The sequence below is a fragment of the Pantoea coffeiphila genome, assembly GCF_016909495.1.
Taxonomy (GTDB): Bacteria; Pseudomonadota; Gammaproteobacteria; order Enterobacterales; family Enterobacteriaceae; genus Erwinia; species Erwinia coffeiphila.
On sequence record NZ_JAFBFW010000001.1, the window covers coordinates 999,300 to 1,014,717 of the forward strand.

15 protein-coding genes and 1 pseudogene are annotated in these 15,418 nt (G+C 50.2%); 8 read left to right on the top strand and 8 right to left on the bottom strand.

Annotation, left to right across the window (positions count from 1 at the left end):
* Nucleotides 1–415 precede the first annotated feature (415 nt).
* A pseudogene (locus JOE09_RS04645) lies at nt 416–1,653 on the top strand (IS110 family RNA-guided transposase).
* Nucleotides 1,654–1,729: 76 nt separating this feature from the next.
* On the opposite strand, the gene JOE09_RS04650 reads toward JOE09_RS04645, so the two are convergent.
* On the bottom strand, nt 1,730–2,524 hold the full coding sequence (locus JOE09_RS04650; protein ID WP_041165282.1) for an AraC family transcriptional regulator: 795 nt from the start codon (nt 2,522–2,524) through the stop codon (nt 1,730–1,732).
* Nucleotides 2,525–2,610: 86 nt separating this feature from the next.
* Between JOE09_RS04650 and JOE09_RS04655 the strand changes: the two genes are divergently transcribed.
* A complete protein-coding gene (locus tag JOE09_RS04655) occupies nt 2,611–3,801 on the top strand; it encodes a CynX/NimT family MFS transporter (protein ID WP_014229922.1) in 1,191 nt (396 codons plus the stop codon).
* Between the two features lie 208 nt (nt 3,802–4,009).
* Here the strand turns inward: JOE09_RS04655 and JOE09_RS04660 are convergent, their stop codons facing one another.
* Nucleotides 4,010–4,615 (bottom strand): nitroreductase family protein, encoded by a 606-nt coding sequence (locus tag JOE09_RS04660; RefSeq protein WP_048762596.1) that lies wholly within the window; start codon nt 4,613–4,615, stop codon nt 4,010–4,012.
* Nucleotides 4,616–4,831: 216 nt separating this feature from the next.
* Nucleotides 4,832–5,407, bottom strand: a complete 576-nt coding sequence (locus tag JOE09_RS04665) for a YceI family protein (protein WP_048762607.1) — start codon at nt 5,405–5,407, stop codon at nt 4,832–4,834.
* A 308-nt stretch (nt 5,408–5,715) separates the two neighbouring features.
* Here JOE09_RS04665 and JOE09_RS04670 point away from each other — a divergent pair, with 308 nt between their 5' ends.
* A complete protein-coding gene (locus JOE09_RS04670; protein ID WP_014229926.1) occupies nt 5,716–6,102 on the top strand; it encodes a winged helix-turn-helix transcriptional regulator in 387 nt (128 codons plus the stop codon).
* Between the two features lie 189 nt (nt 6,103–6,291).
* On the opposite strand, the gene JOE09_RS04675 is transcribed toward JOE09_RS04670, so the two are convergent.
* The 3 genes from JOE09_RS04675 to JOE09_RS04685 form a co-directional block, all read right to left on the bottom strand.
* Nucleotides 6,292–6,864, bottom strand: a complete 573-nt coding sequence (locus JOE09_RS04675) for a flavin reductase family protein (RefSeq protein WP_014229927.1) — start codon at nt 6,862–6,864, stop codon at nt 6,292–6,294.
* 93 nt (nt 6,865–6,957) lie between these two features.
* Nucleotides 6,958–7,473 (bottom strand): NAD(P)H-dependent oxidoreductase, encoded by a 516-nt coding sequence (locus JOE09_RS04680; protein WP_014229928.1) that lies wholly within the window; start codon nt 7,471–7,473, stop codon nt 6,958–6,960.
* Between the two features lie 17 nt (nt 7,474–7,490).
* Nucleotides 7,491–8,456 (bottom strand): aldo/keto reductase, encoded by a 966-nt coding sequence (locus tag JOE09_RS04685; RefSeq protein ID WP_082144865.1) that lies wholly within the window; start codon nt 8,454–8,456, stop codon nt 7,491–7,493.
* Between the two features lie 116 nt (nt 8,457–8,572).
* Here JOE09_RS04685 and JOE09_RS04690 point away from each other — a divergent pair, with 116 nt between their 5' ends.
* A complete protein-coding gene (locus JOE09_RS04690; protein ID WP_041165285.1) occupies nt 8,573–9,466 on the top strand; it encodes a LysR family transcriptional regulator in 894 nt (297 codons plus the stop codon).
* 196 nt (nt 9,467–9,662) lie between these two features.
* Here the strand turns inward: JOE09_RS04690 and JOE09_RS04695 are convergent, their stop codons facing one another.
* Nucleotides 9,663–10,550 (bottom strand): LysR family transcriptional regulator, encoded by an 888-nt coding sequence (locus JOE09_RS04695; protein ID WP_048762594.1) that lies wholly within the window; start codon nt 10,548–10,550, stop codon nt 9,663–9,665.
* 142 nt (nt 10,551–10,692) lie between these two features.
* Here JOE09_RS04695 and JOE09_RS04700 point away from each other — a divergent pair, with 142 nt between their 5' ends.
* The 3 genes from JOE09_RS04700 to JOE09_RS04710 all read left to right on the top strand — a co-directional run bounded on the left by JOE09_RS04700 (nt 10,693) and on the right by JOE09_RS04710 (nt 13,539).
* Entirely contained in the window at nt 10,693–12,090 is a 1,398-nt protein-coding gene (locus JOE09_RS04700) for an amidohydrolase family protein (protein ID WP_087051067.1), read from the top strand.
* Between the two features lie 14 nt (nt 12,091–12,104).
* Nucleotides 12,105–12,578, top strand: a complete 474-nt coding sequence (locus JOE09_RS04705; RefSeq protein ID WP_012539997.1) for a DMT family transporter — start codon at nt 12,105–12,107, stop codon at nt 12,576–12,578.
* Between the two features lie 100 nt (nt 12,579–12,678).
* The gene (locus JOE09_RS04710; protein ID WP_048762592.1) at nt 12,679–13,539 is read left to right on the top strand and encodes an SMP-30/gluconolactonase/LRE family protein; all 861 of its coding nucleotides are present in this window, start codon (nt 12,679–12,681) and stop codon (nt 13,537–13,539) included.
* Between the two features lie 105 nt (nt 13,540–13,644).
* Here JOE09_RS04710 and JOE09_RS04715 read toward each other — a convergent pair whose 3' ends face one another.
* On the bottom strand, nt 13,645–14,598 hold the full coding sequence (locus tag JOE09_RS04715; protein WP_014229934.1) for an aromatic alcohol reductase: 954 nt from the start codon (nt 14,596–14,598) through the stop codon (nt 13,645–13,647).
* 69 nt (nt 14,599–14,667) lie between these two features.
* Between JOE09_RS04715 and JOE09_RS04720 the strand changes: the two genes are divergently transcribed.
* A complete protein-coding gene (locus JOE09_RS04720; RefSeq protein ID WP_196781243.1) occupies nt 14,668–15,102 on the top strand; it encodes a winged helix-turn-helix transcriptional regulator in 435 nt (144 codons plus the stop codon).
* Nucleotides 15,103–15,418: the final 316 nt, after the last annotated feature.

Below are 15,418 nucleotides of genomic sequence, written 5' to 3' on the forward strand. Positions count from 1 at the left end.
CAGAATAAGCCACAAAAAAAAGCCGTATCAGTCTGTACTGGTAGGGCATTTTTCTGGCTTCAACTCGGAGAAATTGTTAAGCCGTTTATGAGCATCTTTAACCGAATTGACCTGCGTGAATCGAAAGTGTGAGGTCCGCTTATCATTTAGATCTATCCACGGAAACGGATTGGGTCAGTTATGAGCGAACTATAGTCATTCTAACCCTGAGAATTACACTTTTGAGTGATTCAGGGTATGCGCTTACTGGTTACGAATATTGAGCGAGAATCATGTGATGATCGCCGCTTCTCTTTCGAACCAGTAGGTGCTCCGCGTTCGCTAACGAATACTCAGGGCATGCAGATACACTGCTGACTATATTTCTTTCGAAGAGCGTGGAATGCATACCAATCCCCGATGAAAGGAGTTGGTGATGACTGCGACTAATCAATTTGCTGCACATGTTGGTCTGGACTGGGCAGATAAAAAACACGATGTCTGTGTTCAGTTCAAAAACGGTGAACGCGTATTCCATGTGATTGAACATACGGCAGAAGCGCTTGATATCTGGCTTACTGAGTTACACCAGAAGGTAAAAGGCAGAATCGCAATAGCTCTCGAGCTGAAGAAGGGCCCCGTGGTATATGCTCTTCAAAAATATCCCTTTATCACCGTTTTCTCCGTCCACGCTTTGTCCCTGGCTCGTTACCGGCAAGCCTTCTCACCCAGCGGCGCTAAAAATGACCCGCAGGATGCCGAGCTAGCATTAGAGTTAATGCTACGCTATCCCCAAAAGATAAAAGCCATTGAACCCGACAACGCAGATATCCGGTTACTCCAGCAATTAGTTGAGCAGCGCCGACTGCTGGTCGAAGACAAGCGTCGCTTTGTAAATCGGCTCATCAACACGCTTAAGCAGTATTACCCCCTGCCCCTGGAATGGTTCTCCCATCGGGACAATTCACTGTTCTGCGAGCTAATCATTCGCTGGCCCAGCCTGCAACAACTCAAACGGGCTCGCAGCGATACTGTTCGTCATTTTATGAACGCTAAAGGTGGTCCTGCTGTTGCATATACCGAACAGCGGGTTGCAAGTATTGCCAATGCTATTCCACTGACCACAGATAAAAGTGTAATAGAGGCAAATGCATTGATGGCAACAGCACTCGCATCTCAAATCAAACTGGCAGGCGACCTAATCAGAACCTACGACGAACGTATTGAATCCTTATTCGGTACGCTTCCGGATGCAGAACTGTTCAAATCACTTCCTGGAATGGGACCGTGCATGGGTCCAAGGATGCTTGCCGCACTGGGTGATAACCGCGACCGCTTCAACAGCGCTGAAGAAATTCAAAACTACGCAGGTATTGCACCGGTGACAGAACGAAGTGGCCAGAAATCCTGGGTTCACTGGCGATGGCAGTGTGCTAAGTTCGTCAGGCAGACTTTTGTTGAATGGGCTGCCAAGACGGTTAACTCATCATACTGGGCCAGACTTTATTATCAGGGACTGCGAGAAAAAGAGAAATCGCACCAATCTGCAATCCGGGCTCTTGCTTTCAAATGGATAACGATCATTTACCGCTGCTGGAAGACCAAACTCGGTACGATGAAGCGAAGTATTTGCTGGCTCTCGAAGCGCGACACTCGCCCTTACTGAAGCCATAAAAAGCTTGTTGAATGTCTCAGGGCGTGAAGCGGACGCTGGTGTTCTTTGAATAAATCCGGCTTCTGTGCTTGTGCACTAATCCAGGGAAGAAAAATATTGCGTCGGTGATTTACCCAGCGCTTTTCTGAACATCGTAATAAACGCACTGACCGAATCATATCCCAGCGTTCCGGCTACGCGCTGCACGGGCTGACCTTCAGACAGATGGCTCAGGGCAATCATCAAATGCAGCTGCTGACGCCAGCGACCAAAGCTCATTCCTGTCGCCTCTTTTATCAGCCTGGCCAGAGATCGTTCGCTGATGGCCAGATGAGCAGCCCAATGCTTTAACGTTCGCCGGTCATCTGGCTCATTAAAAAGTGCCTCAGCCATAATCCGGATTTTAGGATGATCTGATACAGGAAGATGGAGTGCTTCAACCGGCACATCCGGAATATGCTCCAGCAGCACCGCTGCAAGCCTGGCGGTTTTACTGTCAGGAGAATAAGCATGTTCCTGCTCTGCAAGATACAGAACAAGCTCGCGAACCAGAGGTGTAATCGCTATGGTACAGCAGATTTTCGGCATCGCTGCCGTGCCGGGCTCGATGAATAAAAGGCACGTGTCTGCATTCTTCGTGATCCGGCAACGGTGGGGGATTTCTCCCGGAACCCAGACGGCATGTCCTGGTGGAACAAGCCACAGCGCATCCTCAACCTCACAGCGCACTGCACCGCGCAAAGAGAGAATAAGTTGCCCCTTGCGATGAGCGTGCGGACTTTGCCCGGCATACTCACCTGACGATGATACATGCAGGGCGATAGCGGCCTGACTGAAATCATCGGCATTAAACTCTTCCGGCGAGGTCACAGATTTTTTATTAACTGGCATGATTTAGCTATATGTTGTCAGGTTATCTATATTCTGTAACTCATGCGTCCTTTAAAGTCTTTCTTTTTTCAGAGAAAGCAAAACTTATGTCCCACACTACGAACAAGTGGTCTTCAATCATACTTGTGACCGGCATCCTTTTTATCGCCATTAACCTGCGTGTTCCTTTTACCGCTATAGCACCCGTTTTAGAGTCCATTCGCCATGATTTTGGGCTAAGTATCACAGCCGTTGGGTTGCTTAACTCGCTTCCTTTACTGGCCTTTGCCGCCTTTTCTCCACTGAGCGCATCGATTTCCCGCAAGTACGGCCTGGAACGCACCCTTTTTGGTGCCCTGGTCGTGATTTCAGCGGGGATTCTGCTTCGCTCAACAGACAGCGTCTGGGCGCTTTATGGCGGAACAGTGTTAATTGGTATCGGGATTGCCCTGGGCAATGTCCTGCTGCCTGGCCTGATCAAACGTGACTTTTCCGGCAACGTGGCTTCCGTGACGGGAGCATATTCCATCACCATGGGCGCCGCTGGCGCCATTGGATCTGCCATTGTCATTCCTCTGACGCAGAGCTGGGGCTGGAACATCGCGTTAGCCATGTTGGTTATTGCACCGCTCCTTGCGTTGCTTTTATGGTTGCCGCAGTTGAAGAAAAAGCATCAACTGCCAGTAGCAGGTGAGAAAAAAGCAGCGACCGTTGCGGTCTGGCGCTCGTCTCTGGCGTGGCAGGTCACCTTGTTTATGGGCCTGAATGCGATGCCGTTTTATGTTGCGGTCGGCTGGCTGCCAGCCATTCTGACAGACAGTGGGCTCTCCTCAGCTCAGGCTGGTGAGGTACATGGCATCCTTCAGCTCACCACCGCCATTCCCGGCCTGATTCTGGCAGCCACGCTGCGTCGTCTTAACGATCAGAAATTAGCCGCTGCTGGCGTCAGCCTGTTAACCGCAGTGTCCTTTATTGGCATCCTTTATTTGCCAAATCTGGCGATGCTGTGGGCTGCACTCCTCGGCTTCGGCTCGGGTGCCAGCATGATGCTGGGTCTGACCTTCATCGGGTTGCGCACTACAAACGCTGGTGATGCTGCCGCGCTGTCAGGTATGGCGCAGAGTATCGGTTATCTGATGGCGGCGATGGGACCGCTGTTGCTGGGTAAAGTACAGGAGTTGTCCGGAGGTTGGACGGTGCCATTACTGATGACCACAGCAATCTCAGTTGCAGGAGCCTGCACCGGAATGGCTGCCGGACGAGATGCGCACCTGGAACCTGTACAGCAGCCGGGCTGAATGGGTTTACACAGCAAGGTACCAGCTGATCCTCTGCGGCGGATGCTTTCCATCGAGGTTCTGAAGCGTCTTAATGGTACCGGAGCCATCTGTACTATCCCGATGAGCGGACTTTTCGGTGAAAAGGCCGCTCAGGGCGAGCGTAACATTCAGCGGCCGCCCTGAAGCTCAGGGCGATCGCGGTCAGTAATAATATAATAAACAAGCCTTATGACTGTTTGGCAACGATGAATCGCTTTTCATCACTCATAAAGGCTTTTTCACTGGCGGGTGAAAGGATGGCACCGAAATTCATATGCGCGCGGAGTTTCCATGATGGAGGAACATTCCACTCAGTGCGAATATCTTCATCGATCAGAGGATTATAATGCTGCAGGTTGGCACCAATTCCTTTTTCAGCCAGCGCCAGCCAGACAGCATACTGTGCAATACCTGTGCTGTGCTCAGACCATACCGGGAAATTGTCCGCATAGGCCGCAAACTGCTCCTGTAGTGACTTGACAACATCCTGATCCTCGAAAAAAAGTATTGAGCCGGCAGCCGCTGCAAACCCGTCTATTTTATCTGAGGTGCCGGAGAAACTTTCTGCAGGCACGATTTTGCGTAACTGTTCACGCGTGAGTTCCCATAAGCGAGCGTGCTGCTCACCCAGTAAAATCAGAAGCCTTGAGCTTTGCGAGTTAAAAGCAGAAGGAGCCTGCTTCACTGCCTCAATGACAGTGCCGATCAGCTCGTTCTCCGGGACAGGAATATCTTTTCCAAGTACATAAATGGTGCGTCGTTTTCTGGCAAGCTCTAAAAAGTTACCTGTCATGAATTAGCCCTCAGATGAATTGTTTGACATCGTAATTTGCCCCGTCTTGCCCTCTGACTGGACTGATAGGGTCAGCATGCAATAATACACGCTGACTCATTAGTGCATGCTTTCCGAAGGATTACGGACAGGATGCGACATTGTTAAAAGTTTGGACTGGAAGTAAAGATGCTTCATCAGCCCACGCTTCTGAAGCATTAACGGCTCCGCATCTTATTAATCTGAATACGCCTCCGAAGACACGGTCAGTGTGATATTATCGCTTACATAAGGAACGTATTTATCAATTTTAAAGTCTGATCTCTTAATCACACCGGTGGCGTTAAAACCTACCGCATTTTTCTTCTCCATAGCCTGAAAACCTGCTTTGTTCAGGGTTGCATGAAGAATAACCGGCCGGGTTATGGATTTAATGGTTAAATTTCCCCGTACGTCATACTTATCACCATTCATTTCAATGCTGGTGCTTTTAAAATTTGCGACCGGATATTTCTCCGCATCAAAATAATCTGGCTGACCAAACTCTTTATTCAGTGCTGGAACGCCGGTATCAATACTGGCTACAGGAATGTTGATATCAACCAGTGATAAAATTTTTGTTGCCGGATCGAACTTAACTGTGCCATCTACATGATGAAGGGATGCCGTCGGGTTCGAAAAACCTAGGTGGTTCCAGCTAATAACCACAGACGTATGCGATTCATCAAGTTTATAACTCGCTGTTTTCGCCTGTGCAGCAGTAGTAAAGAGAAGTGAAAATAACAGTGAAGCAGAAAGTACATGATATTTCATTGATATAACCCGATTCATAAGGATTGATTGTTATTAGCGCAGGCGCTTATATAGCAAGCCGGCTTATTTGATAAAATTTTCGTTATTACACAAAAAAATTATTTGTTCGTGCTGGCGGCTAATGGCTATCAGTGTTCGTAACGTATGACATTATCGTGTCACAAACTCAGCATTACCAACTCATTATCTGGTTATTTCAATAATTACGATGGTTAAGCCGCAGCAGCATGGCACATGCAAATCTCTTGATTTCAGCGCTATAGTAGATTTAGACTAACTTATCTTCAAGTACCCACCTCAAGGTAAGTATGGAAAAATTCAACGACTGTTTTACACTGGACAACAAAGAACCCGGTAATGTTTTGCGGGAGGCATGTCCTGCCCGTGAAGTTCTCGAGGTTCTGGTGAGCAAATGGACATTGCTCATTATTCATGCCCTTTCTGACGGTGCATCAAGGCCGGGTGATTTGCGAAGAAAAATTCAGGGTATATCAGAAAAGGTGCTGTCACAGAATCTTAAGGAACTTGAAAGCAGGAATCTTGTTACGCGCACTGTCTTTCGTGAAGTACCGCCCAAAGTCGAATATGCACTCACGGAACTGGGAACGTCCCTCTGGCAGGCAGCGAATGAACTCAACCGGTGGGTAGAACAAAACTGTCACTTTCTGATTAAAGACACTGATCCTTCCATGTGACATGCCATTGTTCATTTATGAGTGCTGCGGGCTAACAGGAGCATATAAGAAGGCAGGCTGCAGGCGCCGAAAAGCGACTTCCCTTGCTGGCTCAGAGGCGGTATCGCCTGCTGGCCATGAGGGAACAGCAAGGCATTTTAACAACAAGTCCCTGCAGTTTGTTGTATCAGTACAAAAAGCACTCGCGTCTCAGTCTTTGCCCGGCCCATGGTCAAACCGGGTTCCTTTGCCGATGGCATAAAACTGCCCCCCGGCGACATAATGTATGGTTCGTAATTCGTCAGGTGCTTCATCAAATATCCAGTGTCCATTGCGAAAAACCCGATCGTCACTCCACGCGCCGGCAATTTCTCCCATAAACAGATTATGTTCCAGCTCATATGCCGCGTTGGGTATTACCTTACATACAAGCCAGCCAGCACAACCCTCTACCAGCGGAACATCGAACTCTTTCAGGTAGAACGTCGGTATTTTATGATTCTTGTCAGGCCTGTCACGGTAGCTGTGCTCACCTGCGTACAAAACGGTTTCCATCTGGCTGACTACGGGGATCTGTACGGCAAACAGACCACTTTCTTCCACCAATCCACGGGTATAAGCCTGCGGACCGATATACGCCATGACTTTATTGATCCCCACCAGACTCACCCAGGCAGCGGCCATCACATTGGCATTACCATTATGCTTAGCGGAAATCATTGTAGTTGGGCCGACCTGCAATAATCGATATGCTTTGTTCAGTTCGACTGGCTGTAAAGACACACGATTTCTCCTTCCCATAAATGAAAAATGTGCCGTTATCAGCAACGGCACATTTGAAGGCGTTTTAATACACTGATGATCGCCTGAAGATAATCAGGCTAATACCGTTTTGTATCGTCCGGCCTGAGCTGCGATTTCTTCGTCAGTTATCGTCGCGCTTCCGCCTGTAATGAACGGCTTGATGTAGTTCATACCCAGATACCCGGAGATGGTTTCAAAAGACAGCAGGTACTCTCCTACCGTATGTCCGGCAGCGCCATCAGGCTGATAGGCAGACTCAGCACCTCCAAGCGAAACTGCCAGCATGAGTTGCTTGTCGTGCAGCGCCTGTGTTTCTCCACCATGTGACCAGCCGTACGTCAGTACATCGTCAAGCCACTGTTTCAGAAGTGGCGGCGTGCTGTACCACTGCATAGGGAACTGCAGCACGACACGATCCGTCTTCTCCAGGGCAGCCTGTTCAGCGGCCACGTCGATTTTGCCATCCGGATACAGGTCATAGAGATAACGCACTTCAACGCCTGTCAGTGATGCTGCACCTTTTGCCAGGGCTGAGTTTACCCGGGACTGATTAATGTTGGGATGGGTAACAAATACTGTTGTTTTCATAGCGATCTCTTATTTTTTCAGAAGAATGTTTCGTCAATTTCAAGCCGGGATAAGGCTTCGTTGATATCATTTAATTCGGCGTCACTGAGCTGAACATTTGCGGCGTGAAAATTCTCTTCCAGCCGGTGTAGTTTTGTTGTTCCCGGGATCGGCACAATGTAAGGCTTCTGAGCCAGCTCCCAGGCAAGAACAATCTGTGCTGAAGTTGCGTTGTTTCTTTCTGCAATTTCAGCGATTAGCTTAAGAAGCGTCTGGTTATTTTCCATCACCTCTGGTTTGAAGCGCCCCATCATGCCCCGGTAATCGCCTTCCCCGTAGGTTGTATTAGCTGTGACCTGACCACTCAGGAATCCATTACCCAGCGGGCTGTAGGCCATAAAACCAATATCAAGTTCATCGCAGACCTTAAACAGATCCTGTTCAGGTTTACGCCACATCATTGAATACTGGTCTTCAACCGCAGTGACCGGGCAGATGGCATGAGCCCGGCGTATGTAAGATACGGGCGCATTGGATAAGCCCCAGTACTTTATTTTGCCCTCCGCGATCAGCTCTTTCATTAATCCTGCCACCACTTCCGGCTCAACTTTTGGGTCGACACGATGCTGATAAAACAGGTCGATATGGTCGGTCTTCAGGCGCCTGAGGGAACCTTCCAGTTGCTCTCTGACAGATGCCGGACGGCTGTCTAATACCGGCACCAGCTGTCCATCACTATTTTCCATTCCTGTCACGCCGAATTTGGTCGCGATGACAACGTTGTCCCTGTGTTTGCTGAGCGCTACCCCCAGCAGTTTTTCGTTTTCAAATCCGTAAATGGGGGCAGTGTCGAAAAGGTTGCAGCCCAGCTCTACAGCCTTGTCTATCAGCTTTGTCCTTTCCCGGATCTCAACTGAATAGCCATAGCCATGGTCCATGCCCATGCACCCCAGCCCCATTTCCGAGACATGAAGCCCCTGGCTACCTAACCTTCTAATTTTCACGATTATTTCACCCTTCTTTAAGGTATTAACTATTCTTAGATGCTAAGTATACGGTTGGATTTATTGCTGAAAAATTGTTAATTTAGAAAATCAGAATTGCTAAAATCACAATTATTATGAATAAACTCGATGCCCTGAGATTTTTTGTTACTGCTGCAGAAACAATGAATTTTCGCGAAGCGGCAGTCAGGCTGGCCATTTCTCCATCCGTGGTGACACGCACGATTGCTGATCTGGAACATCAGCTTGGCGAACCGCTTTTTAAGCGCAATACCCGATCCATTGTGCTGACCAGCTTTGGTGAGTTTTTCTTGCCCCGTGCCATGCGGCTGCTTGAAGACTCAGAGGCCCTTTTCCAGACGGCCAGAGATGACAATGAGATGAAGGGTGTTGTGAGGATCACGCTATTCCGGTTTCCCGGCCACGAGCAGGTGTTATATGAGCTTCTGACCGCTCTCGATCCCTATCCTGAGCTGTTTATTGACTGGCGGTTAGACATGATGAAGCTGGATACTGTCCAGAACCGTATTGATATGGGGATCCGTATAGAGCGGGAGCCAAACCCGAATTTTATCGTCAGGCCCATTACGCTGGTTCATCATGCCCTGATGACTTCTCCCCGGCTCATTGACAGGCTGGGCGCACCGAAAAATTTTGAAGACCTGCGTCAGCGTTACCCTTTCAGCGGTCTGCTTAACCCTGAAACCGGCAAGGTGTTTGAATTTATGCTCGACGGCGTCAATACCTTTATTCCCCGGCACCTGGAGTTTTTTACCACCGACTCCCAGTCTGAGATTCAGGCTGCGTTAACCGGTAAAGCCGTGATTCAGTCGAGTAATCTGGCCTGCAGGGAATACCTTGAAGACGGCAGGCTGGTGAATGTCCTGCCGGAACTGAAACTGGAAACCTGGCAGCTTTATCTTTACCGGCCCTATCAGACCCTGGTACCACAGCGCATCAGGACCGTTTTTCACATCCTTGAAAATATTTTACTCAGACACTTTAGTTAAAAGAGGGCCCGGATGTGGCTGGCGCTCTTAGCCGGCGTCCCCCCGTAAACCGGAGATGTGAATTTCTGGGTACAGCCTTTCTCCGGGAAGTCGCTGCTCCGGGATGCTCATATCCGCGAAATAAAGTCTGCCGTTCTTTCAGGTCCCCTGAATACTGCTGACTTTTAGTATGCAACGGGGAGCTGTGACAGACGTATCAACTGAATATTTCATCTATCCAGTCTGCAAATGCACGTACGGCGGGTGAAAGAAAACGCTGATGGGGATAAAGCAATGCGACAGGAACAGACGACGGCTGCCAGTCGGCCAGGACTTCAACCAGCGTTCCTTTCTGAAGGTGTTCTGCTACAACGTTCTCAGCAAGCTGCGCCAGCCCGAATCCTTCGAGGCACATTTTTATATAGAGTCCCGTCTCGTTGACGGCTGCCTGCCCCCTGACGGGTACGGACAGCGTTTCTGTTCCCTTTACAAAACGCAATTCGTCTGTACGCCGGCTTTGTCCGGAAAAATAATGAATAGCCCGGTGATGAGATAAATCTTCAGGTGACTGCGGAATACCGTACTCCCTGAGATAATCGGGAGAGGCGCAGGTGATCCAGCGAAATTCTCCGAGCGGACGGGCTACAAGCGTGGAGTTAAGTAACTCTCCGGTTCTGATCACGCAGTCCACGCCCTCCTGAACCAGGTCAACCTGCCGGTCGCTGACGCCGATCATCAGGTAAATATCAGGATAACGGCTGTAGAACTCTTTCAGGTTTGGCATCACGAGGAAGTGCGCTATACCGCCGGGCATATCAACGCGTAAACGACCACGGGGGCGCCTGTTCGAATCGGCCAGACTGGCTTCCGTATGTTCAATTAAGGCCAGAATTTCCCGGCACTGCGCCAGATACTGCATACCTTCCGGAGTCAGGCTGACACGTCTTGTGGTCCGGTTCAGCAGACGCACCTGCAGATATTTCTCCAGGTTTTTGATGGTGCTGGTAACAGTAGAAGAAGGCAGGGACAGTGTTTCCGCTGCCCGGACAAAGCTTCCGGCCTCAGCCACCCTTATAAAAACCTGCATAGCCTGAATACGATCCACCTGATTGCGCTCCTGAATAGCATGTGACGGTGATAACCATCATTATTCGCAAATTCTGAATGATGAAAACACGTTAGTCATCTTTTTCAGCTTAAACAGGAGGCGTATTGTTTTCCTTCTGAACCTGAAAGAGACAATTCAAATGACCGATTACTGCAGAAATATTGTTAACAATCAGACGGCAAATGCTCCGGTAACGCTGATCAGCGGTGCAACCATACTGAGTATGGATGAGAATGTTGGTAACCATGAACGTGGCGATATTCTTGTCACAGGGTCAACCATCACCGCCATCGGTAAGGACCTGAACGCCGAGGGTGCTCACGTCATTGATGCCACAAATATGATTGCCATGCCGGGGATGGTCGATTCTCATCGTCACGCCTGGGAAGGCCAGCTGCGCCGCATCAACCCAAACGCCACCTGTCTGGACGACTATAGCAATGCCACGCACTTCTCGTTTGCGAAATACTATCGGCCCGCAGATATCTATGTCGGTAATCTCCTGACGGCGCTGGGCGCGATTGATGCGGGTATCACTACCATGATTGATAACTCGCACAACAGCCGTACCGCAGCACATGCAGACGCCGCCGTTGAAGCCCTGCTTGATGCCGGAATTCGCGCTATTCATGCTTCCGGCGCGCCGGTAGCAGGCGAATGGGACAGAGCGCACTGGCCGGGTAACTGGCAGCGTCTGCAGGAAAAATATTTCAAAGACAATCCTGAGGGACTGGTTTCTCTGGGCGTCATGGCCCAGCTGGAGCCGGAATTGTGGGCCGAGGCCCGCCGGCTCGGGCTGCCAATCGTGACCGAATTCTTTGGCGCTGAAATGGCTTCAGAGCTTAAATCACTGCATCAGCAGGGCCTGCTGGGCCCGGACAATATCTTCAATCACTGCACAGCACTGCCTGATGAGGGCTGGGAAATCCTGCGTGAAGCCGGCGTACGAGTGAACGTCTGTCCGCGCTCAGATTCGCACTATGGCATTGAAAGCGGGATGTTTGCCATTGAGGCCGCGCAGCGCCATGGCATCAATCCTGGCCTGAGCGTGGATAACGAAACGTCTTACAGCACAGATATGTTTATGGAAATGCGCGTGGCGTTCTATCTGCAGCGAGTAATGGGTATGCATAAGCAGCACTGCTGTGATTCAGGGCATTCTCTGACAACGCTCCCGGCAGCGCAGCTGCTGAAGTCGGCAACCGTCGATGGTGCGACCTGTGCCGGACTACAGGATAAAGTGGGTAGCCTGACGCCAGGCAAACAGGCCGACCTGATCCTGATTAACGCTGCTGATCTCAATCTCTATCCGAACGGGAATGCCTTCGGGACGGTGGTGCATGCAACTGAACGCAGCAACATCGATACTGTCATGATTGGCGGGCGCATCGTCAAGCAGAACGGCAAAGTTCTGGGCGTGGACAGCGAGCGTCTTCGTGCTGCCATCGATGAATCACGCGAACACCTTTTCGCCGCCGCCGGGTATGAGCCGGACATCTTTGCGGAGAAATTCCTGCCGCTGGTACAGGCAAACTGACAGGGAATAACAGCATGAGCGCGATTTATTACGTAATAGCTTTTGCAGCGGGTCTTGGTATTACCTTGCAGACAACCCTGAACAGTCAGCTCGCAAAAGGACTCGGGGGCGATCCGGTCACCGCCGCGTTCTTTTCCTTTACGGCCGGGGCGTTGAGCCTCGGGATTTACTCGCTGCTACGTGGCGGGTTATTTAGCTCTCTCGCTGCTATTCCTTCGCAGCCAGCATGGAGTCTGGCGGGCGGCCTGATCGGTGCCTGTGCGTTGTTCAGCTACGTGGTGCTGGCACCGAAAATCGGTTTTTCAGCCCTGCTCGGGCTGGCAATCGTTGGGCAGTTACTCTCGTCGCAGATGATTGACCATTTCGGTCTGCTGGGTGCTGTACGGCGACCGGTTTCGCTACTCAAACTGGGGGGCATGCTGGTCATGCTGGCAGGACTCGCCATCATGCTTTTTGGTGACAAACTTTCAGCGCGTTTTTTGCCCTGACAGGGTGGGAATAGCTTGTTACTGCCGTCTGCCATAATGCAGATGGCCTTACGCTTTTGGTCAGGCGCGATGCGAAACTTTTATATGCGGGAGAAATAACATGTTTTCAGTGTCTGCTGATGCCAGAAATTTGCTGGGAGAGTGCCCAATCTGGTGCGAGAGGACACGCAGGATTTACTGGACTGACATTGAAGGCAGCGAGCTGCTTGCCCTTGAAGAAGACACCAGTGTTGTGATGCGCTGGTCCCTGCCTGAACGCCTCGGATCGTTTGCTCTTACTGAACATTCTGACGTTTTATTGATGGGACTGGCGTCCCGATTCGCCTTCTGCGATCTGAATACGGGTATCTTTACGCCGGTTGTGGCGTCACCGGGAGGACCGGGAACACGGACAGGGGATGGTCGGTGCGACCGCGAGGGTAATTTCGTCTTCGGGACCATGGATGACGGATACCCCGCGAAAATCATAGGAAGATTTCACAGGCTAAATGCAGCGACACTCAGCATTGAGACGCTACCCCTGCCTGAGGTGGCCATCCCGAACAGCATCTGTTTCAGTCCGGACGGCAGCACGATGTATTACTGTGACTCGATGCAGGGCCGTATAATGTGCTGTGATTACCCCTCCATGAATAACCAGCGCGTGTTCACTGCAACAGAAGGAAAGGGAGCGCCTGACGGCTCCTGCGTGGACGCAATGGGCTATGTCTGGAATGCCGAATGGGGAGGAAGCCGTGTTGTACGTTATCGTCCGGACGGAACGACGGAGAGTATCCTGCCCTCTCCAGGAGTTCAGAGCACTTGCCCGACACTCGCGGGAGAAGCATTCACAACGCTGTATTGTACCAGTGCCAGCGTGGGTCTTTCTGTGCCGTCAAGGCATGATGGAGCATTGCTAAGAGCGAAATCAGCCGTATTCCCCGGTTTACCGGAGAGCCGGTTTTCAGCGCACACAGCGTAACCGCTTTGCTATCAGTGCCAACAGGGGGAACAGAGTCTTTCTCTTCACCATATTCGGTTAGGCAGGAGAAAGACTCTGGTATTTATTACAGCAGCTTAAATACGATTATAATGAGCTGCCCGGGGTCAGATTTGCATTTATCCAGGCTGCCACGTCGGTAACCGGAATGTTATGGCGTTCATTGAATGTCTGCTTTTTATCCCATGCAACACCCCGCCCCTGTGCAAAAACGGCACGATACTTAGACATCATGTCTTGCGGGTTGAGCGCGAGTTTATCCATCAGATATTGTTCGCTCCATTCCGTGCAGCTGAAAGGACGGCCAAGCGCTGATTGCAGCTTATCTGCTACCTCTGCGTAGGTCAGTGTATCACCGGCGATATACACAATTTCGTTCCGGATGCGAGGAGTTTTAAATACGATCGCTGCCGTCAGCATCCCGATATCATCGGGAGTTGTCAGCGTCATGGTGTTGTCAATACTGCCGAGTGCGTGAACAGTATCGTTCTGCAGATCGACCACACCGAAGTCTGGTTCGAACAAATAGCTCATGAAGATGCCGGTCGAAATGATGACCCACTCAGTTTCATGCTGGCTGCGTAGTAAATCACGCACGTCAATCTGCGCGTCGAAGATGTCTTGTGGACTGCCGCGTCCGATGGCATCAAAATCGGCACCAAACTGCCATGGAAAATAGCGTGGAATCCGCGCCTGCAGGGCCGCCTGCGCCAGTTTCATCGGTGTATTTATGCCGGCCGCGTACCCCGCGCAGCCAACGACTGTGTCAAATTGCGCAAAGAGGCTGGCCAAATCGTCGACAGAACTCATGACGAGATCGCCCGTGACTATATTAATACCGAGGTTTCTGATTTCCGTGATAACGAATTGTTTTCCAGGTTCATCTGACGTTACGGTACTTTCGCGCAGCAGCACGCTGATTTTCGTTCCCTCCACATCTTTTGCCCGAAGGGCAAGATTTCGCAGAACGGGGAGGCCCAGCTCACCGGCACCGAGCACGAGGATATTTTCAGACGTAGTGTTAAGATCTGTTTTGTTCATAATCTGGCCTTACATGAATTGTTGCACCACTCTAGCAATTCATAACAGGCTAAAAAAGAAGGTACATGTATGATACCGGGAGTCAATGAAATGGATCGGGAAGATATTCTTCAGTATTCGCAGGCTGTTTGTAAGGGGCTGAGAGACGATGATGATGGCTTGCGGCGGGAGGTGCTGGCTCATGCCGGAAGTCGCTGGTCGCTGGGTATCGTCAACACGCTTGGCGTTTATGGCAGACTGCGTCATGCCGAAATTGGCAGGCGTATGCACGGAGTGACTCAGCGCATGCTGACGCGTACATTACGACAGCTTGAGCGTGACGGACTGGTTATCCGCCATGATTTCAGTGAAATCCCGCCACGAGTCGAATACGAACTGTCCGATACAGGTATGGAGTTACTTGTACGGATGATCCCGCTGTGGACCTGGATTGTCGATAATGCTGATCGCTTTCGTGAAGACCGGTTGAGATATGAAAAAAATAACAGTAACCCGGGGACGTAACTGGCCATGAATATAAAACATCACTTTTCATGGTTTGTAACGAATACAAGTATCTGAATAGATAAGCCTTCGGATATGTATGTATACAGTAGTCATCCGGAGACAGAACCGATTTCACCGGGCTCGGCCGGGATGGTGTAATTAAAGAGGATTAGATTTTACGTATCTCTATCATCAATATCAGTCGGTGCATATTTCAAATGGGTGTTATAGCGAATTTGATTTTCGCCACCATTAATTCGGCCTTAAAAATTATCTGACAGGATGACCTATCCTTTCAGAATAATAGGTTGACTGGCGAAACAATATTTTAAAA